Annotated in this window: 18 protein-coding genes; 6 read left to right on the forward strand and 12 right to left on the reverse strand. The window is 67.5% G+C overall.

The annotated features are described in order from the left end of the window. Positions 1 to 120: 120 nt before the first annotated feature. The 4 genes from BLU17_RS27520 to BLU17_RS27535 are packed head-to-tail and all read right to left on the reverse strand — an operon-like array spanning position 121 to position 5044. Positions 121 to 984, reverse strand: coding sequence for an efflux RND transporter periplasmic adaptor subunit (locus BLU17_RS27520; RefSeq protein ID WP_092004269.1), 864 nt, complete (start codon positions 982 to 984; stop codon positions 121 to 123). A 16-nt stretch (positions 985 to 1000) separates the two neighbouring features. After that, positions 1001 to 1201: a DUF1656 domain-containing protein gene (locus BLU17_RS27525; protein ID WP_092004272.1), complete on the reverse strand. Its 201-nt coding sequence runs from the start codon at positions 1199 to 1201 to the stop codon at positions 1001 to 1003. Next, entirely contained in the window at positions 1191 to 3437 is a 2247-nt protein-coding gene (locus BLU17_RS27530) for an FUSC family protein (RefSeq protein WP_092004275.1), read from the reverse strand. Before BLU17_RS27530 ends, BLU17_RS27525 begins: the two co-directional genes overlap by 11 nt. A gap of 11 nt (positions 3438 to 3448) precedes the next feature. Beyond that, positions 3449 to 5044: an efflux transporter outer membrane subunit gene (locus BLU17_RS27535; RefSeq protein ID WP_092004278.1), complete on the reverse strand. Its 1596-nt coding sequence runs from the start codon at positions 5042 to 5044 to the stop codon at positions 3449 to 3451. A gap of 156 nt (positions 5045 to 5200) precedes the next feature. Here BLU17_RS27535 and BLU17_RS27540 point away from each other — a divergent pair, with 156 nt between their 5' ends. Further along, the gene (locus BLU17_RS27540) at positions 5201 to 6139 is read left to right on the forward strand and encodes a LysR family transcriptional regulator (protein ID WP_092004282.1); all 939 of its coding nucleotides are present in this window, start codon (positions 5201 to 5203) and stop codon (positions 6137 to 6139) included. Between the two features lie 180 nt (positions 6140 to 6319). Then, positions 6320 to 6463 (forward strand): hypothetical protein, encoded by a 144-nt coding sequence (locus tag BLU17_RS33365; protein ID WP_176929213.1) that lies wholly within the window; start codon positions 6320 to 6322, stop codon positions 6461 to 6463. 53 nt (positions 6464 to 6516) lie between these two features. On the opposite strand, the gene BLU17_RS27545 is transcribed toward BLU17_RS33365, so the two are convergent. The 4 genes from BLU17_RS27545 to wrbA all read right to left on the reverse strand — a co-directional run bounded on the left by BLU17_RS27545 (position 6517) and on the right by wrbA (position 9956). Beyond that, entirely contained in the window at positions 6517 to 7323 is an 807-nt protein-coding gene (locus BLU17_RS27545) for a metallophosphoesterase (RefSeq protein WP_092004285.1), read from the reverse strand. Next, positions 7320 to 8777 (reverse strand): FAD-binding oxidoreductase, encoded by a 1458-nt coding sequence (locus BLU17_RS27550; RefSeq protein WP_092004287.1) that lies wholly within the window; start codon positions 8775 to 8777, stop codon positions 7320 to 7322. Before BLU17_RS27550 ends, BLU17_RS27545 begins: the two co-directional genes overlap by 4 nt. Positions 8778 to 8937: 160 nt before the next feature. Continuing rightward, positions 8938 to 9270 carry a DUF2069 domain-containing protein gene (locus BLU17_RS27555; RefSeq protein WP_092004317.1) on the reverse strand — a complete coding sequence of 111 codons (333 nt, stop codon included), beginning with the start codon at positions 9268 to 9270 and terminating at the stop codon, positions 8938 to 8940. A 68-nt stretch (positions 9271 to 9338) separates the two neighbouring features. Further along, positions 9339 to 9956: an NAD(P)H:quinone oxidoreductase gene (gene wrbA / locus BLU17_RS27560; protein WP_092004289.1), complete on the reverse strand. Its 618-nt coding sequence runs from the start codon at positions 9954 to 9956 to the stop codon at positions 9339 to 9341. A 167-nt stretch (positions 9957 to 10123) separates the two neighbouring features. Between wrbA and BLU17_RS27565 the strand changes: the two genes are divergently transcribed. Beyond that, positions 10124 to 11416 (forward strand): YihY family inner membrane protein, encoded by a 1293-nt coding sequence (locus BLU17_RS27565; RefSeq protein ID WP_092004321.1) that lies wholly within the window; start codon positions 10124 to 10126, stop codon positions 11414 to 11416. Positions 11417 to 11466: 50 nt separating this feature from the next. Here the strand turns inward: BLU17_RS27565 and BLU17_RS27570 are convergent, their stop codons facing one another. The 3 genes from BLU17_RS27570 to BLU17_RS27580 form a co-directional block, all read right to left on the reverse strand. Next, a complete protein-coding gene (locus tag BLU17_RS27570) occupies positions 11467 to 11787 on the reverse strand; it encodes an Mpo1-like protein (protein ID WP_092004292.1) in 321 nt (106 codons plus the stop codon). Between the two features lie 148 nt (positions 11788 to 11935). After that, the gene (locus tag BLU17_RS27575; RefSeq protein ID WP_092004294.1) at positions 11936 to 12775 is read right to left on the reverse strand and encodes an alpha/beta fold hydrolase; all 840 of its coding nucleotides are present in this window, start codon (positions 12773 to 12775) and stop codon (positions 11936 to 11938) included. Then, entirely contained in the window at positions 12772 to 14112 is a 1341-nt protein-coding gene (locus tag BLU17_RS27580) for an O-acetylhomoserine aminocarboxypropyltransferase (protein WP_092004297.1), read from the reverse strand. Before BLU17_RS27580 ends, BLU17_RS27575 begins: the two co-directional genes overlap by 4 nt. A 296-nt stretch (positions 14113 to 14408) precedes the next feature. Here BLU17_RS27580 and BLU17_RS27585 point away from each other — a divergent pair, with 296 nt between their 5' ends. From BLU17_RS27585 to aroC, 3 genes are all read left to right on the forward strand, one after another. Then, on the forward strand, positions 14409 to 14864 hold the full coding sequence (locus tag BLU17_RS27585; protein ID WP_092004300.1) for a CBS domain-containing protein: 456 nt from the start codon (positions 14409 to 14411) through the stop codon (positions 14862 to 14864). 100 nt (positions 14865 to 14964) lie between these two features. Continuing rightward, positions 14965 to 16956 carry an MFS transporter gene (locus BLU17_RS27590; protein ID WP_092004302.1) on the forward strand — a complete coding sequence of 664 codons (1992 nt, stop codon included), beginning with the start codon at positions 14965 to 14967 and terminating at the stop codon, positions 16954 to 16956. 110 nt (positions 16957 to 17066) lie between these two features. Continuing rightward, positions 17067 to 18167, forward strand: coding sequence for a chorismate synthase (gene aroC / locus BLU17_RS27595; RefSeq protein WP_092004305.1), 1101 nt, complete (start codon positions 17067 to 17069; stop codon positions 18165 to 18167). Between the two features lie 93 nt (positions 18168 to 18260). Here aroC and BLU17_RS27600 read toward each other — a convergent pair. Continuing rightward, the coding region (locus BLU17_RS27600; protein WP_143189302.1) for a 4Fe-4S dicluster domain-containing protein at positions 18261 to 18377 on the reverse strand (117 nt) is incomplete at its 5' end.

Here is an 18377-nt window from a genome sequence, read left to right on the forward strand (position 1 = left end):
ATTATGGGGCCCTGCGGCGCCGGCGGTTTGCTGACTTGAGGCAACAAAAAAGGGGAACGCCGCACTGGCGTTCCCCTTTTGCATTCATCGGCCGGCGTTGCGCGCGGCCCGCTGGCGGGATTACGTGCCCGGTTTCACCACCACCGTGCAGGTCGTCCCGGCGGCGAGCACCATGTCGTCCGGCACCTTGTCGATGTGGATGCGCACAGGCACGCGTTGCGCGAGGCGCACCCAGTTGAACGTCGGGTTCACGTCGGCGAGCAGTTCGCGGCTTTGCGGATTGTCGCGGTCGTAGATGCCGCGCGAGATGCTCTCCACGTGGCCTTCGAGCGTGCCGCCGCTCATCAGCTTGATTTCGGCCTTGTTGCCCACCTTCACGTGCGGCAGCTTGGTTTCCTCGAAGTAGCCGTAGACCCAGAACGAATGGCTGTCCACCACGGCGAGTTTCGCCTGGCCCGCGATCGCGTAGTCGCCCTTGAACACCTGCAGGTTCGTGATGTAGCCGTCCACGGGCGAGACTACGCGCGTGCGGTCGAGGTTGAGCTTCGCTGCGTCGAGCGCGGCGACCGCCTGCTGATACTGCGCCTGCGCCGAATTCGCTGTGTGCGAGGCGTTTTCGCGGTTTTCCTGCGAGACGACTTCGCTGTTCAGGTCGGCGCGGCGGCGCGCATCGTCGAGGCGCATCGTCAGCTCGGCTTTGCGCGCGGCCACGGCGGCCTCGGCCTGCTCGACGGCGATCTGATAATGCGACGGGTCGATCTGCATCAGCAGGTCGCCCTTGTGCACGAACTGGTTGTCGCGCACGGGCAGTTCGACCACGGCGCCCGAGACATCGGGCGCGATGTTCACGACGTCGGCGCGCACGCGGCCGTCGCGGGTCCACGGCTCGTCCATGTAGTGCACCCACAGAACGCGCCCGACCAGAATGGCGACGACGAAGATGATGGCCGTCGCGATAAAGCCAATGAGGTTGCGGATTGTCATGATTCGGTTGATTCGTTCAGCGATAGATCGCGAGCCCGAGTACGCAGCACACGACCACGAGCAGGCTCACGCGAAAGAGGGACGGGTGCCACACGATACGGTAAACGCCAATTCTGGCCAGCAGGGAATCGAGCACCCAGGTGATCGCCGAGCCCAGGATGAAGAGCAGAACGATCGCCGGGATATAGGCGTCGAGAAACGCGACGTCACGAGGCATGGTTGGCTCCATTAGGTTGACGGGCAGGCGCGCCCTCGCTGCCCGCATAAGCCGCGAGCGGCGATTGCGGGTCGATGAGCGCGGTGCGGATGAAATGCAGATGGCTCTGGATGCGCTGCAACTGATGGCGCTCTTCGCGCGTCGGCGCGTCGGCGTGCTCGGGGGCGCCCGCCGCACCGGGCTTCCAGAGGCCCTGCAGGACGGCGTGGCTCGCGGCGATGGCGCTTTCGGTGGCCGCGAGCGCGTTGCGGTAGCGCGCGTCGCCGGGGCGTTCGAAAAGCGCGCTCACGGCCTTGAGCGCCGCATGGATCGCCACGCGCCACGCGGTGCCCGCTGCGTACTGCGGATGCTCGGGCAGCGTGGCCAGCTCATGACGCAGATCGAGCGCGGCGTTGCCGACTTCGAGCGTGGAGAAGAGCCAGCGCAGCGTGTCGCGGCGTTGCGCGGCGTCGTTGCCCGCGATCGCGGAGAGCTGGAACATCAGGTCGCGCGCGCCGCTCTCGAAACGGTTACGCAGACCGTGCAGGCGCGCGCGGCACGCCTGCACGGCGCCGCCGCGCAGGTCCGCGAGCAGATGCTGGCGCAGCCACGGCGTGGAGGGCGGCAGGAACACGGCGAACGCCGTGGCCGATACCGCCATCGCCGCCACGAGCGCGAGCGCGTCGTTCATGTAGCTGCCGGGGTTGTACTGCACGACGTTGTCCGGACCCGCGAGGAAGCACAGGAAGATGCAGTAGCCCACGCCGTAGCCGACGTATTTCGGGCGCGTCGTGAGAAACACGCCGAACGCGAGCACGGGCGCGAGCACGACGCCCAGCATCACGAAGCCGTCGATGTGCGGGAACACGCCGAACGTGAGCACCATGCCGACAAGCGATGCGAGCACGGTGCCGAGCGCCATCTGCGTCGCCATGCGCGAGGGCTGCGGCGAAGCCGAGGCGAGCGCGCAGGTCGCGGCGGCGTTCAGCACGAGGTTCGTGCCGCTCGGCCACGCGGTGGCGATCCAGAACGCGCCGAGCAGCGCCATGACGACCGCCGCGCGCAGACCCGCGACGCCCGCCGCGATCAGGTTCGTCTTCGGCACGTAGCGCGCGATCCATTTTTCGCGCGCGTGCGTGTCGACGGCGAGCGAGGCGTAGGTGGCCGTGTATTCGGTCATCTCGTGCACGAAGCGGTAGAACAGTTCCGTCGCCGTGTCGAAGTCGAGCAGGTTCGCATCGCCCCGGCCTTCTAGCGCGTCGCGCGTCGCGCGCACGCGCTTGGGCAGTTTCGAGCGGTAGTCGTCGAGCTGCTTCGAGACGTGCGTCGCATCGGCGGCCGTGAGCACGGACTCGCCCGCCTTCGCGAAGAGCGGCGCGATTTCGTGGAAGTACGGTTCCAGTGCTTCGACGGTCGCGGCCGAGCCGTCCGCGCGCAGGCGGTTCATCAACTGATGCAGCGCGTGAAAGCGTGTCGAGGCCGACATGAACTCGGTGTTCAGGCGCGCGAGACGGCCCGAGCGCATGCGCGCGTCGTGCGACTCGAACACGGCCATGCTGCGATTCGCCTCGAGGCCCACGACGTCGGCGACGAAGCGCGCATTGGTCGCTTCGATGTGCGAACGGTCGATGCGTCCGCCGAGCGTCGCCGAAACGTAGTCGACGAACGACGAAAAGCGCCGCCGCACGGTCGAGCGCAGCAGCTCGCCCGTGTATCGCGGAAACACCACGGCGCTCACGAAACCCGAGGCGAGAATGCCGACGGAGATTTCACACACGCGCGTCATGGCCGACATGAACGCGCCGTCCGGATGCTGCGAGGCCGGAATGCCGATGAGGGCCGCCGTGTAGCCCGCGAGCACGAAGCCGTACGAACGGAAGTTGCGGTTGCGCGCGGCGCCCGCGGTGCACAGGCCGACCCACAGCGCCGTCGAAGCGATGAAAAGCTCGGGCTGCTGGGCGAAGAGGCCGATCAGCGCGAGCATGACGACGAGACCCACGAGCGTACCGCAGATCCGGTAGAAGCTCTTTGCGAACACGGGGCCGCTTTGCGGCTGCATCACGATGAACACCGTGGTCATCGCCGTGCGCGGCTGCGGCAGATCGAGCTTCATGGCGATGCCGAGCGCGAGCAGCGCGGCGGCGATCGCCTTGAAGAGATAGATCCAGACGAGGCCGTCCGTGCGCGCCCAGTCGGCGAGCGCGGCGTAGAAGCTCGGGCCGCCCGGCTGCGCGGGTGAGGAAGTCGAGGCTTGCATCGTCGGATGACTCAGTTCGCGGCGCCGGCGGGCGCTTTCGCATCCGCGTCATCCGACGCATGCGGCGCGAGCAGCGCAGCGGGCATGAGCGGCACGGCGCGCGTCTTCTTGCCGTGCGCGGGCAGTTGCTCGGCTTCGGTCGGCCCCTTCGCGGCGGCATCGCTCGACGCGTCGATCATGCCGCCGCCCAGCGCCGCGACGAGCGTGGCATGCGCGGCGAGGCGCTCGGCCTGGATGTGCGCGACGCCTTCCTGCGCATGCAGCAACTGCGTTTGCGCGATCAGCACGTTGACGTAGTCGGTCAGGCCGCGGCGGAAGCCTTCCTGCGCGAGATCGTAGTTGCGCTGCGCGGCCGCGACCGAGCGGTGCGCGTCGTCTTCCTGCGTGGCGAGCGAGCGCATGCGCACGACCTGATCGGCGATTTCCTTGAGCGCGGTGACGATCGTCTGGTTGTACTGCTCGACGGCGATGTCGTACGCGGCGGACTGCGCGCCGAGCTGCGCGCGCAGACGTCCGCCGTCGAAGATCGGCAGCGAGAGCGCGGGGCCGCCCGCGTAGCTGCCGCTCATCGACTTGAGGAACTGGAACAGCGGGCCCGCGGCCGCGTAGCCGCCCATCGAGACGAGCAGGTTCACGTTCGGATAGAACCCGGCTTTGGCGACGTCGATGCCGCGCGCCTGGGCGGCGACGAGCCAGCGCGACGCGACCACGTCGGGGCGATAGCCGATCAGCTCGGCGGGCAGCGCCGAGGGCAGGCCGGCCGGCGCGGCGAGGGAGAGCGCCGGGCGCTGGATCGATTCGCCGGCGCCGGGCCCCTTGCCCGCGAGCGCCGCGAGCTGGTTCTTGCCGAGCGCGATGGATTCCTCGAGCGCGTCGATCTGGCGTTCGTATTCCGGCAGCGGCGTTTGCGCCTGGCTTACTTCGAGCTGCGTGCCGATGCCGCCCGCGAGACGCTTTTGCGCTAGCGCGAGAATGCGCTGCTGCTGGGCGAGCGTTTGCTTCGCGATGTCGAGCAGCGCGTAGTTCATCGACATCTCGATGTAGGTGCGAGTGACGTTGACTTCGAGTTCGAGCTGCGCGGCGCGCGCGTCGGCGGCGGTGGCGTGGGCCACGTCGAGTGCTCGCTCGGCATTGTTCCTGTCCTCGCCCCAGAGGTCGAGGTGATAAGAGAGGCCGAGCGCGGCCGTATTGTTCCACGTGTTCGCGCCCGCGAGCGGTCCCGGCCCGTAAAATACGTTGTCGGACCAGTGCTGGCGCTGGACGGACATGCTGCCGCTGATTTGCGGCAGGAGGCCGGCCTGGGCCACGCCCACCATCGAACGCGCCTCGCGCACGCGCGCCTGGGCGGCGGCGAGCGACGGGTTGCCGGCTACCGCGGCGTCGATCCAGGCGTTCAGTTGCGCGTCGTTGTAGCCGCGCCACCAGTCGCTGGCGGGCCAGGCGGCTTCGGTGTCGGCCGCGCGGATCGCGGAGCCGGCGTCGAGTTGCGCCGCTTCGGCCTGCTTCGCTTGCGGTGCGATGCCCCCGGTACTGGCGCAGCCCGCGATTATCAACGAGAACGTAAGAACCGTGAGTGCGGCGAGTCCTTTCCGTACCGGAGACTGCACGATTTACTCCTTATCCTGGCTATGAATCAATGTGCGCCATTATATTTTTTGCGCGATTTCTAAATAACCGGTAAGGGTGCAAGGCATTTTTACGGAGCATGAGACAATCCTTCTTGCAAAATATGAAACAATTCGTTCGTCAGATAGAGGATTGGTATGGATACGCTTCAAAACATGCGTGTATTCGTCCGGGTGGTGGAGGCGGGGAGCTTCACAGGCGCGGCGCAGCACCTGAATACGACGACAGCTTACGCGTCGCGCGCGGTCTCTGATCTGGAGGCGCATCTGCGCACGCGGCTCCTGAACCGCACGACACGCCGCATCGCGCTCACCGAGGCGGGCGAGCGCTACCTGCAACGTTGCGAGCAGATCCTGGCCTACGTCGATCAGGCGGAAGCGGAAGCCGGCGACGCGCATGCGCGCCCGTCGGGCAAGCTCAAGATCCACGCGATGACGAGCTTCGGCCAGCACTATGTGGTGCCGGCGGTGGGGCAGTACCAGCAGCGCTATCCGGACGTGCACGTGGAGCTCACGCTCGCGCAGCGCATGCCGGACCTGCTCGACGAAGGTTACGACGTGGCGCTCGTGCTCGCCACCGATCTGCCCGACTCGGGTTTCGTTTCGCAGCGGGTGGCCAGCGCGTTCAGCATCGCATGCGCTTCGCCGGCGTATCTGGAAAAGCACGGCGTGCCGCAAAAGCCCGCGGACCTCGCGAACCATACCTGCCTGCAAATGGTGACCCCGGTGTTCCCGTCGGCTCAGTGGCATTTCGCGGGCCCCGACGGCGAGAGCGCGATCGATCTGGGCCCCGCGACGTTCCAGGTGAACGTGGCCGAAGCGCTGGCGGTGGCCGTGCGCGAAGGCATGGGCGTGGGGCTCCTGCCGATCTACTCGGCGATCAGCGGCCTGCGCAGCGGCGAACTGGAGTGGATCCTGCCCGAATACAAGTCGCAGGAGATGAACGTCTACGCGATGTATCCGTCGCGCCAGTATCTCGACGCGAAGATCCGCACGTGGGTCGAGTTGCTGCGCGAGAATCTGCCTTCGACGCTGGCGAGAGACCAGACCGAACTGCGCCAGTTCGCGCGTACCTGAGCCGGTCTTTCGCGGCCGCGTAATGAGAAGAATGAGAAGATGTCGCGCGAGCGGGTGTGACACCCTGTTACAGCTTGAGCGGATCGCAACACTTCCTTACGCCCGGCGGCGCGGCGGCTTGGTAAGGTAGCGCCACTGTTTCACGCAACCTTTACCTGAACGCCAGCACCGAGGACAAACATGGACACGCATCTGATGATCGGCATCGCCGTGATGATGGGCCTGATCGGCATCGCGGCATCGCGCGATCTGCTGCGCATGCGTCGCGCGCAGCTCGAGCCCGTGACGCTGCGCGTGCGTCGCGACGACGCGCGCCTGCGCTAGTACCGCACACCCCGCGTTTCCCGCCGTTTCTCGCGGTTTCCCGCGGTTTCCCGCTAGATTTCCACCACCTTGTCCCACGCGAATGCCGGGTTCTCCGGCTGCCCCGTCCGGCGGTCGCGGTAGCCGCGCGGATTGCACACCACGCGCGTACCGTTGACCGTGTAGTCGAAGCACGTGTGCGTGTGGCCATGCACCCATAGCGCGACGGGCGCGCGCACGAGCGCGTCGAGATCGCTCACGAATCCCGCCGAAACCAGATCCCCGGCATAGCGCGGCGCCAGGCTTTGCCGGTGCGGCGCGTGATGCGTGACGACGATCGTCTCGCCCGCGAAAGGCTTCGCCATTTCGGCTTCGAGCCACGCGCGCGAGCGCGCATGCAGCGCGAGCGAATCGGCCGGCGTGAAATCGCGTGGTCCCGCTTCGGGGCTCTGGGGCCACGACACCTGGATCAGTCCGCGAAAGTCGAGCATCACGCGCACCGCGGCCGTCACGGCGGCTTCCCGCGCGGCGTCGTCGGCACCGAAGAGCGCGAAGTCCGCCCACAGCGTGGTGCCGAGCACGCGAAAGCGGCCCGCGGGATCGACGTACACGCCATCGTTGAGAAAGTGCACGTTTTCGAGCGTGGAAGCGGCGTCGCGCATCGCCGTTTCGAGCGCGCCGAGTTCGCCGTCGTAATACTCGTGATTGCCGGGCACGTACACCACCGGCACCTGCGGGTCGAAGGTTTCCGCGGCCCAGCGCAGCCCGAGCCCGTGATTGTGGATGTCGCCCGCGAGCACCACGAGGTCGGCTTGCGCGTGCGGGATCGTCTCGGGCTCGTCGTTTTCCAGATGCAGGTCGGACAGCACGCGAATCTTCACGGTTCTTGCTCCTTCGGTCCGTGCAGCACTTTGCCCGGATTCATGAGGTTCAGCGGATCGAGCGCGGTCTTGATTGCGCGCATGAGCGCCAGTTCGACCTCGCTCTTGTAGTGCGCGTTTTCGTCGATCTTCAATTGCCCGAGGCCATGTTCGGCGCTGATCGTGCCGCGATGGCGATTCACGCTGTCGTAGACGATGCGGTTCAGCGTTTTCTCGTGCTCCGCGAGGAACCGCCTGGGATCGCCGCCTTCGGGCGCCTGCACGTTGTAGTGCAGATTGCCGTCGCCGAGATGGCCGAAAGTGACCATGCGCGCGCCGGGCACCGCGCGCGCGATCTCCGCGTCGGTTTCCTCGATGAAGCGGCCGATGCGCGAGATCGGCACGCCGATGTCGTGCTTGATGTTCAACCCTTCCTGCGCCTGCGCGAGCGGAATGTGCTCGCGGATGTTCCAGAACGCCTGCGATTGCGCGAGGCTTTCCGCGACCACGGCGTCTTCCACGAGCCCCTGTTCGAGCGCTTCTTCCATGAGCCGCTCGAAGAGCGCGCGCGCGTGTTCCTCGCTTTCGTTGTCGGACAGTTCGAGCAGGACGACCTGCGCGTGATGCCCGGCGAACGGATAGCGCAGTTGCGGGAAATGGCGTCCGACGAGCTGCATGCAGAAGTCCGACATCAGCTCGAAGCCCGTGAGCAGGGCTCCGGCGTAGCGCTGCGCGAGCGCGAGGAAGTCGAGCGCGGCATGCGCCGAGCCGAGCGCGGCGAGGGCCGTGACGCGCGCAGCCGGTTGCGGATGCAACTTCATGACCGCGGCGGTAATGACACCGAGCGTACCTTCCGCGCCGATGAAGAGATCGCGCAGATCGTAGCCCGTGTTGTCCTTGCGCAGCCCGCGCAGGCCGTCCCAGATGTCGCCTTGCGGCGTGACGACTTCGAGGCCGAGGCACAACTCGCGCGTCGTGCCGTAGCGCAGCACGCCGGTGCCGCCCGCGTTGGTCGAGAGATTACCGCCGATCGTGCAGCTGCCTTCGGCCGCGAGCGAAAGCGGGAAGAGGCGGTCCGCTTCCTTCGCGCGTGCCTGGATCTCGGAGAGGATCACGCCGGCTTCGACGGTGATCGTGTTGTTGTGCGCGTCGATTTCGCGCACGCGGTTCAGGCGGCGCAGACTCAGCACGGCCGCCTTGCCGCTCGCGTCCGGCGTTGCGCCGCCCGCGAGGCCCGTGTTGCCGCCTTGCGGCACGAGCGCCACGCGGTGCTCGTGCGCGAGCTTCACGACCGCGGCGACTTCCCGCGTGGTGGCCGGGCAGAGCACGGCGACGGCGGCGCCCTGGTAGCGGCGGCGCCAGTCGGCGAGGTAGGGCGCGGTGTCGTGGGCGTCGGTCAGCACGTGTTGCGCGCCGATGGCGGCGGCGCAGGCATCGAGAAACGGTTGCGGGGCGATCGGGGTGGAGTCGGTCATGGTATTTCGGGATTTCGCGCGGGGCGCGGGGCCGCGCGCGGCGCGATTTTCATTCGGGGAACGTTTCGGGCTGGGGGCGATTAGTGTGACACGGCGTGAACCTTCACGCAGGGCGGCGGGGCACGATGGGCATGGCGGGCGAGGCGCGCCTGCCGCGCGCTCAGGCCGACTCGCGCCGGGCGCGCCGCGCGGCGCGCTTGTACGGCGAAACATAGGCAAGCGCGCACGCGAAGAAGCCGAGCGAAAGCGCGACTTCCACCCACCCGAGCCGGTTGCCGGGCGCGGGATCGGTCATGCCGCGCACAATGCCCTCGGCGAAGTACAGGAGCACGAGCATCGCCGCCCATTGCAACGTGTAAAGCCGGCGTCGCAGCACGCCCGGCAGCGCGATCGCGAGCGGCAGGGCCTTGAGCACGAGCGCGCTGCCGCCGGGGCGCAGCGGCGCGAGCCGCCACTCCCACGCAATGCACAGCAGCGTGAGCGCGGCGAGCATGGCGAACGCGCCGAGCGCGGCGCCGCGGCGTTGTGCCGCGGGTTCGAAGGCGCGCGGCGGGCTGGCGCTCACGTCCGCTCGCCTCGTTCACTCGTGGCGAGCGCGAGCGCCGCGCGCGCGAGCCGTGCGCCCAGCGCGTTCGCGAGCGTCTTTTCTTCGGCGCTGAGACCGTGGCCGCGCGCGTCCGGGCGCGCGTGATGCGACGCGCCGTAGGGCGTGCCGCCGCCTTGCGTGGTCGTGAGCGCGCTCTCGGTGTACGGGATGCCGACGAGCAGCATGCCGTGATGGAGCAGCGGCAGCATCATCGAGAGCAGCGTGCTTTCCTGGCCGCCGTGCAGACTGCCCGTCGACGTGAACACGCAGGCCGGCTTGCCCGCGAGCGCGCCCGACAGCCACTGCGGCGTGGTGCCGTCGAGGAAGTACTTGAGCGGCGCGGCCATGTTGCCGAAGCGAGTGGGCGAGCCGAGTGCGAGGCCCGCGCATTCCTCGAGGTCGCGCAACTCGACGTAGGGCGGCCCGTCCGCGGGGATGTCGGGCGCGCTGGCCTCGCAAACGGTGGAGACGGGAGGCACCGTGCGGACGCGCGCTTCGGCGCCGGGAACGCTGTCGATACCCTGGGCGATGGCGCGCGCGAGTTCGCGCGTTGCGCCGTGTCGACTGTAATAAAGCACAAGAATCGGTTTCATCTGGCCTCGCCGGTGGTCGGGATATTATAGGGGTTGGGTCGGCGGACGGCCGGGCGCACCGGTCCGGGCAAGCGCAAGGCATGCGCGAACCGACGCGCGCGAACGGTAACGAAAGCAATGTCGAAGGCAGTGTTCACAGCGGCAAGAAAGGCGGGCCAATGGATGTGATGTCGAGGGTGAAGATCGATCTGGACATCGTGAAGCGGCTGGCGCGCTTCGCGGCACGGCGCAGCCGCGAGGACCGTATTCCCCAGGTGGCGGGCAGCCTCACGTTCACGACGCTGCTCTCGCTCGTACCGCTCGCCACGGTCGCATTCGCGCTCTTCACCGCGTTTCCGATCTTCGCCTCGTTCCAGAATTCGCTGCAGGCTTTTCTCGCCGATCACCTCATGCCGGCGCAGATCAACAGCCAGATCTTCATGTATCTGAACCAGTTCGCGTCGAAGGCCAAGGGCCTCACGACGATGGGCATGATCGTGCTCTTCGTCACCTCGGTCATGACCATGATGACCGTCGAGTCCGCGTTCAACCTGATCTGGCGCGTGCGCAAGGCGCGGCCGTTCGCGCAGCGCGTGCTCGTCTACTGGGCCATTCTCACGCTCGGGCCGATCCTGATCGGCGTGAGCCTTTCGATCTCCTCGTACGTGTTCACGCGCTCGGCCGTGATCGCGACCGAGCAGCACGTTTCCGGCCTGTTCGACTGGCTGCTCATCGGCGCTTCCTTGCCGCTCACGGCGCTCGCGTTCACGATGCTCTACGTGTACCTGCCGAACTGCCGCGTGCAGTGGCGCGACGCGCTGGTGGGCGGCATCGCCGCGGCCATCGCCTTCGAGGCGGCCAAGCGCGGCTTCGGCTATTACGTGCGGCGCATTCCGACCTATACGGCCGTCTACGGCGCGTTCGCGGCCGCGCCGATGTTCCTGCTATGGATGTACCTGAGCTGGTTCATCACGCTCGTGGGCGCGATGATTACCTCGGCGCTGCCCGAAATCCGCACCGGGCGCTTTAACCGGCCGCGCTTTCCCGGCAGCGACCTGCTCGACGCGCTCGAACTGCTCGCGGGTCTCGCCGAGGCGCGCGAGGCGGGCGAGCCCGGGCGCACGGCCGAGCAGCTCGCGCAGTTGCTGCGGCGAGATCTCGCCACGGTGATGCGGCTGGTCGACGGACTCGAAGAGGAGGAGTTCGTGGCGCGTCTCGAAGAAGAGGACCGCGCGAAAACGCAGTTCCTGCTGGTCGGCAACCCCGCGCGCATTCCGGTGGCGCGCATCTTCGACCGCTTCGCGATCGACCGCAAGGAACTGGCGTATCAGCTCAAGTCGAGCAGCGTCGACGCGCAAATGCTGCTGAGCGCGCTCGAAAACGACAAGCTTTCGATTTCGCTCGCGTCATTGCTCGCGGCGCGGCGTGCGCCCGCGCTGACGGATGAGCATTCGCCGGTGCTTCCGCATCCGGCGGCCTGACGATGCGGCGCGCCGCTGCGTGAGCGGTACGCTGTCGCATGAGCGTCGGTTCAGAGGGAAATCTTTCCGCGGCAGATGTCCGCGAACATGACCCAGTCGCCCATCAGGCTGTAGATGGGGTGGCGGAAGGTAGCCGGGCGGTTCTTCTCGAACCTGAAATGCCCGACCCACGCGAAGCCGTAGCCGCACACGATCGCGGCGGGCAGCCAGAGCCAGTTGCCGGTGGCGATCGCCATGGCGACGCAGCCGATCACGCCAAGCGACCCGATGAAATGCAGCCGCCGCGACACGGGATGGCTATGCTCGTTCAGATAGAACGGATAGAACTGCGCGAAGCTCGAAAAATGCTCGGTAGGCGTGGTGGGATGCATCGTCTCCTCCTTTCTGCGGGGACACGCAGGGGCTGGCGAGGGACCGCGGTGGATGCGGCACGCCCTCATTTTCCGGCGTTACGAACGACCGTGCAACCAGGCCGGCGGCGGCCGGGCACGAGTTCCGGCCCCCCTTCGCAATCTCCCTTCAGCCGTTGCCCACGCGCGGCGATTGCTGCGTTGCAAAGGCGTACAGCGCGTCGAGCGTCGCGTCGGGCTGTTCGCTCATCAGCGCGTGACCCGCTTCGAGCGTCACCGTGTCGACTGGCGCTCCCGCTTTCGCGAGCGCGTCGGCGAGCGCGCGCGCCGCGCGCGGCGGTGTCATCGCGTCGCGCCTGCCGACGATCAGCCGCACCGGGCAGCGTACTTTCGCCGCACTCACGAGGCCGTCCTCGTAGGCATTGCAGGCCGCGAAATCGGTATGGAAAAGCCGCGGTTCGCCGCGTGCCGAGGCGCGCTCCATGAGCCGCTGGTTCATGCCGCGCAGCCAGAAACCGGGGCCGGGGTTCGAGGGCTTCGCGGCGAGCGTCGAGTGCGACCACGCGTTGACGAGCGCGATCGCCTCCGGTTCGCGCTCGCGCGCGGCTTCGAGCAGTGTCGGCGCGACGGTCATCGGGAACGCCGTGGCGAGCAGGGCGATGCGCTGCGCGCGCTCGGGATGGCGCGCAGCGAATTCGAGCGCGACGAGCGAGCCCATGCTGTGGCCGGCGACGAACGCCTGCGGGGCGTTCAGCGCGTCGAGCAGCGCGGCGACCCAGTCGGCGAGCGCGCCGATGCTCGTGAGCGCCGGTCCCGCGCTGCGCAGGTGGCCCGGCAGATCGACGGCCAGTACGTTGAAGCCGTGGTTGGCGAAATAGCGCGATTGCAGCGCCCAGACGCTATGGTCGTGCTGCGCGCCGTGGACGAACACGGCGAACGGCAGCGCGCGATCGATGGGCCGCGAGGCCGTGTAGGCATAGACCGGCTTGCCGGCGACATCGACGATCATGATGCCTCCTTGCCGGCGGTCTTCGGCTGCGTTCTGGAGCCGTCCGCCTTTTGGGAGACCTTCAGTGCGCGCTTGAGGTCGTCGATCAGGTCGGCGGGGTCTTCGAGCCCGATCGAGAGCCGGATCGTCCCCTCCGCGATGCCCGCGGCGGCGAGCGCGGACGCGTCCATGCGGAAGTGCGTGGTCGAAGCGGGGTGGATCACGAGCGAGCGCGCGTCGCCGACATTGGCGAGGTGCGAAAACAGCGTGAGCGATTCGATGAAGCGCTTGCCCGCCTCGCGCCCGCCGCGCAGGTTGAAGCTGAATACGGCGCCCGCACCGCGCGGCAGCAGGCGCTTCGCCAGCGCGTAGTCGGGGTGGCTCGGCAACTCGGGCCACGCGACCGATTCGACGGCCTCCTGTGCCGCAAGATAGTCGACGATGCGCCGCGCGTTCGCGACGTGGCGCTCCATGCGCAGCGGCAGCGTCTCGATGCCTTGCAGCAATTGCCATGCGGCCTGCGGATGCAGGCACGCGCCGAAGTCGCGCAAGCCCTCGCGGCGGGCGCGCAGCAAGAAGGGCGCGACCGTGCTTTCCTCGCTGAACACCATGTCGTGAAAGCCGGCGTAGGGCTCGGTGAGTTCGGGGAAGCGGCCCGAGGCATCGAAGTCGAAGGTGCCGCCGTCCACCAGCACGCCGCCGATCGTCGTGCCGTGCCCGCCTAAAAACTTGGTGGCCGAGTGATAGACGAGATCCGCGCCGTGCTCGAACGGCCTCAGCAGATAAGGCGTGGTGAACGTCGAATCGACGAGAAGCGGCACGCCGTGCGCGTGCGCGATCTGCGCGACGGCTTCGATGTCGAGCACGTCGAGGCCCGGGTTGCCAAGCGTCTCGCCGAACAGGAGGCGCGTGTTCGGCCGCAGCGCGGCGCGCCAGGCGTCGAGATCGCCCGGCTTGACGAAGGTCGTTTCGATACCGAAGCGCCGCAGCGTGTAGTGGAGCAGATTGTGCGAGCCGCCGTAGAGCGCGGCCGAGGCGACGACGTGCGAGCCCGCACCCATCAGCGTCGCGATCGCCAGATGCAGCGCTGCCTGGCCGCTCGCCGTGCCGATCGCGCCCGCTCCGCCTTCGAGCGCCGCCACGCGCTCCTCGAACACGGCGACGGTCGGGTTCGAGATGCGCGAGTACACATGGCCCGCGCGCTCCATGTTGAAGAGCGCGGCGGCGTGGTCGGTATCGCGAAACGAGAACGACGTGGTGAGATAGATCGGCGTCGCGCGGGCGCCGGTGGCGGGGTCGGGCGCCGCGCCGGCATGCAGCGCGAGCGTGTCGAAACGGGTGTCGGTCGTCGATGACATCGTGGCGGCGCGGCCGGCGCGAACCGGCCCGGGTGTCGGGGAAGTAGGGCATCGTAACACCGGTGCCGGGGCGCCGGGGCGCCCTTGCGGCCCTTTTCGGGACGGGCGCGAGAGGCGCCTCGGCGGGGGTGTCGGGGCTGGAAGGCCCGCTGCCGCGGCAACCGGAAGCGGGTGACGGCTGCGGCCCGCCGCCTGCCGTGCGCCTTTCCTTTTAACAATGTTTCCGCTAGGATCGAAAACAGGTAGGTATCTTTTCGGCATCTCCCCAATATTTGCGGTACTTCTGGAGACACATCATGCGTGTCAGCGACATCCTCAAGGTGAAGGGCAACACGCTCTACACCGTTACGCCCGACACTGCGCTGCACGACGCAGTCAACACCATGGCCGAGCACGACATCGGCTCGCTCGTGGTCATGGAGTACGGCGATCTGGTCGGCATGCTCACGTTCCGCGAGATCATCCTCACGCTGCGCGCGAACGGCGGCAGCGTCGGCACCACGACGATCCGCAAGGTCATGGACGATCATCCGATCACCTGCACGCCGGAAACCGAGGTCGACGAAGTGCGCCGCATGATGCTGGAGCACCACGTGCGCTATCTGCCGGTCATGGAAAGCCGTTCGCTGATGGGCGTGATCTCGTTCTACGACGTCGCTAAAGCGGTGGTGGAAGCGCAGGGCTTCGAAAACAAGCTGCTCAAGGCCTATATCCGCGACTGGCCCGAAGAGGAGCGCCAGCCGGCGCGCTGAGCCGACCAGAGCGAACTCATCGCTGCCCGGCAGGAAAAAGCGCGCGTCAGGCGCGCTTTTTCGCGTCTGGGGCCTGTAAATTTCCTGCGATTCCTGCCCGATGAACGATAGACCGATGCCCGCGGCGCGGCGCGACGAGCGCGTAGCGCGCAATGAGGGCGCCCATGTTTCGCAGTTTGTGCTGCTGCGTCAGCGCCGTTTCGCCCCGTTCTTCTGGACACAGTTCCTCGGGGCGATGAACGACAACGTCTTCAAGATCGGCTTCACGTCGCTCGTCACCTATCAGGCCGCGCGTTTCTCGGGCGTCGATCCGAAGACGGTCGCGTTTCTCATCTCGGCCATCTTCATTGCGCCGTTCGTGCTGTTTTCCGCGACCTCGGGCCAGATCGCCGACAAGTACGACAAAGCTGTCCTTATGCGCTGGGTCAAGAACTTCGAGATCGCGGTCATGCTGATCGGCGCGGCTGGCTTCTGGATGCACAGCGCGCCGCTGCTCTATGCGTGCACCTTCCTCATGGGCGTGCACTCCACGGTGTTCGGGCCGCTCAAGTACGCGTACCTGCCGCAGCGGCTCGCGCCCGACGAACTGATCGGCGGCAACGGGCTCGTGGAAATGGGCACGTTCGTGGCGATTCTGCTTGGCACGATCGCCGGCGGCGTGGCGGCCGGCATCGGGGCGACCGATGCCGCGTCCGCGGCCGGCCTGGCCTCCGATCGGCCGCCTCCCGGCGCGTGGTGGCTCGGCGGCATGTGCGTCGTCGTTGCGCTAGTCGGCCGGGCGGCCAGCGCGCTCGTGCCGCCATGCGAGCCTTCGCAGCCGGGACTGCGCATCAACTGGAATCCGTTCTCGGAGACCTGGCGCAATCTGCGCCTCGCGCACGGCAGCCGCACCGTGTTCCTGAGTCTGCTCGGCATCTCGTGGCTCTGGTTCGTCGGTGCGACGTTTCTCGCCTCGTTCTTCAATTTCGCCAAGGACGTGCTGTCGGCCGACCCCGACGTCGTGACCGTCCTGCTCGCCATGTTCTCGCTCGGCATCGGCTCGGGCTCGCTGCTCTGCGAGCGGCTATCGCGCCGGCGCATCGAGATCGGCCTCGTACCGCTCGGCTCGATCGGCATGAGCGTGTTCGGCGTCGACCTGTTTTTCGCGAGCCATGCGTTGCCCGCTGCGCCCCATCTGCTTTCGGTCGGCGAGTTCCTGCGCGTCGCCGCGCATTGGCGCGTGCTTGCCGACCTGTTCCTGCTCGCCATGTTCGGCGGCTTCTACAGCGTGCCGCTCTATGCCGTGATCCAGAGCCGCAGCGAGCCAAGCCATCGGGCGCGCATCATCGCCGCGAACAACATCCTGAATTCGTTTTTCATGATCGTCTCGGCGCTCATGGCGATGGCGCTTATGGCCGCGGGTGTCGGCATTCCCGGCATTTTTCTCACCACGGCGCTGCTCAATATCGTCGTGGCGGCCTATATCTATGCGCTCGTGCCCGAGTTCCTGCTGCGCTTCATCGCGTGGATGCTCGTGCATACGGTCTACCGCGTGCGGCTGGTTCACGCGGAGCGCATTCCGGCCGAAGGCGCGGCCGTGCTCGTGTGCAATCACGTCAGCTATGTCGATGCGATCGTCATCATGGCCGAGAGTCCGCGGCCGATCCGCTTCGTGATGGATCAGCAGATCTTCCGCTCGGTGTTTTTCGGCTGGGTGTTTCGTCACGCCAAGGCCATTCCCATCGCGCCGGCCCACGAGGACCCGGCCGCGCTCGCCGGAGCCTATGACGCATGCGCGGCCGCGCTGGCCGAAGGCGATCTCGTCTGCATTTTTCCCGAGGGCAAGCTCACGCGCACGGGCGAGATGAACCCGTTCCGCCACGGGGTGACCGAAATCTTGAGGCGCACGCCGGTGCCGGTCGTGCCGATGGCGCTGCGCGGGCTCTGGGGCAGCGCGTTCTCGCGCTTTGCGGCTTCCGGCCAGGAGCGGCCGCTGCGGCGCGGGGTGACGAGCCGGCTGACGCTGGCGGTGGGCGAGCCCATCGCGGCGGCCGACGCTTCGCTGGAGCGCTTGCAGGAGACGGTGGCGGGGTTGCGCGGGGCGCGGCGCTGAGCGAGGAGGCGAGGGCGCACGCCAGTCCAGTCGCCCGACCGGCCGGTCGGGCGTCGCACCCCGCGGGCTGGCATAATGCTGGATTCCCCGATTCACTTTGGACGACCGCCATGTCCGGCAACACGCTCGGTACGCTTTTCACCGTCACCACCTTCGGCGAATCCCACGGTCCGGCCATCGGCTGCATCATCGACGGCTGCCCGCCCGGCATGGCGCTCGCCGAAGCCGACATCCAGACCGACCTGGACCGCCGTCGCCCTGGCACGTCGCGTCACGTCACGCAGCGCCAGGAAGAGGACAAGGTCGAAATTCTCTCGGGTGTGTTCGAAGGGCGCACTACGGGCACGCCCATCGCGCTCCTGATCCGCAATACCGACCAGCGCAGCAAGGACTACGGCAACATTGCCGAGACCTTTCGCCCCGGTCACGCCGACTACACCTACTGGCAAAAATACGGCATCCGCGACCATCGCGGCGGCGGCCGCTCCTCCGCGCGCCTTACGGCGCCCACGGTCGCGGCCGGCGCGGTCGCGAAGAAGTGGCTGCGCGAGCGCTTTGGCGTGGAAGTGCGCGGCTACATGCGCTCGCTCGGCGAGATCGACGTGCCGTTCGTGAACTGGGCGCACGTGCATGAGAATCCGTTCTTCGTGCCCAATGCCGATGTCGTGCCGCAGCTCGAGGACTACATGGACGCATTGCGTCGTGACGGCGATTCGATCGGCGCGCGCGTGAACGTGGTGGCGAGCGGCGTGCCGGTGGGCTGGGGCGAGCCGCTCTTCGACCGGCTCGACGCCGACATCGCGCACGCGATGATGGGGATCAACGCGGTGAAGGGCGTGGAGATCGGCGCGGGCTTCGCGAGTGTCGCTCAGCGCGGCTCCGTGCACGGCGACGAACTCACGCCCAACGGTTTTCACGGCAATCACGCGGGCGGCGTGCTGGGCGGCATCTCGACGGGGCAGGACATCACCGTCTCGATCGCCATCAAGCCGACTTCGAGCATCCGCACGCCGCGCCGCTCGATCGACAAGGCCGGCGCGCCCGCAACGGTGGAGACTTTCGGCCGCCACGACCCGTGCGTGGGCATTCGCGCGACGCCGATCGCGGAGGCGATGCTCGCGCTCGTGCTGATCGATCACGCACTGCGTCATCGCGCGCAGAACGCCGACGTCGACGTATCGACGCCGAAGATCGCTGCCAGCGACGAATGATCTGATCGCGAGGCGCCGCCGCGCGGGTTGCGCGGGCAACAAAAAAGCCGCTTCAGGTGCAACCCTGAAGCGGCTTTTTCTTGTATCGCGAACTCACATGTTCGGATAATTCGGCCCGCCGCCGCCTTCCGGCGTGACCCAGACGATGTTCTGCGTCGGGTCCTTGATGTCGCAGGTCTTGCAGTGCACGCAGTTCTGCGCGTTGATCTG

It is taken from the genome of Paraburkholderia lycopersici (assembly GCF_900096975.1).
Classification (GTDB): domain Bacteria; phylum Pseudomonadota; class Gammaproteobacteria; order Burkholderiales; family Burkholderiaceae; genus Paraburkholderia; species Paraburkholderia lycopersici.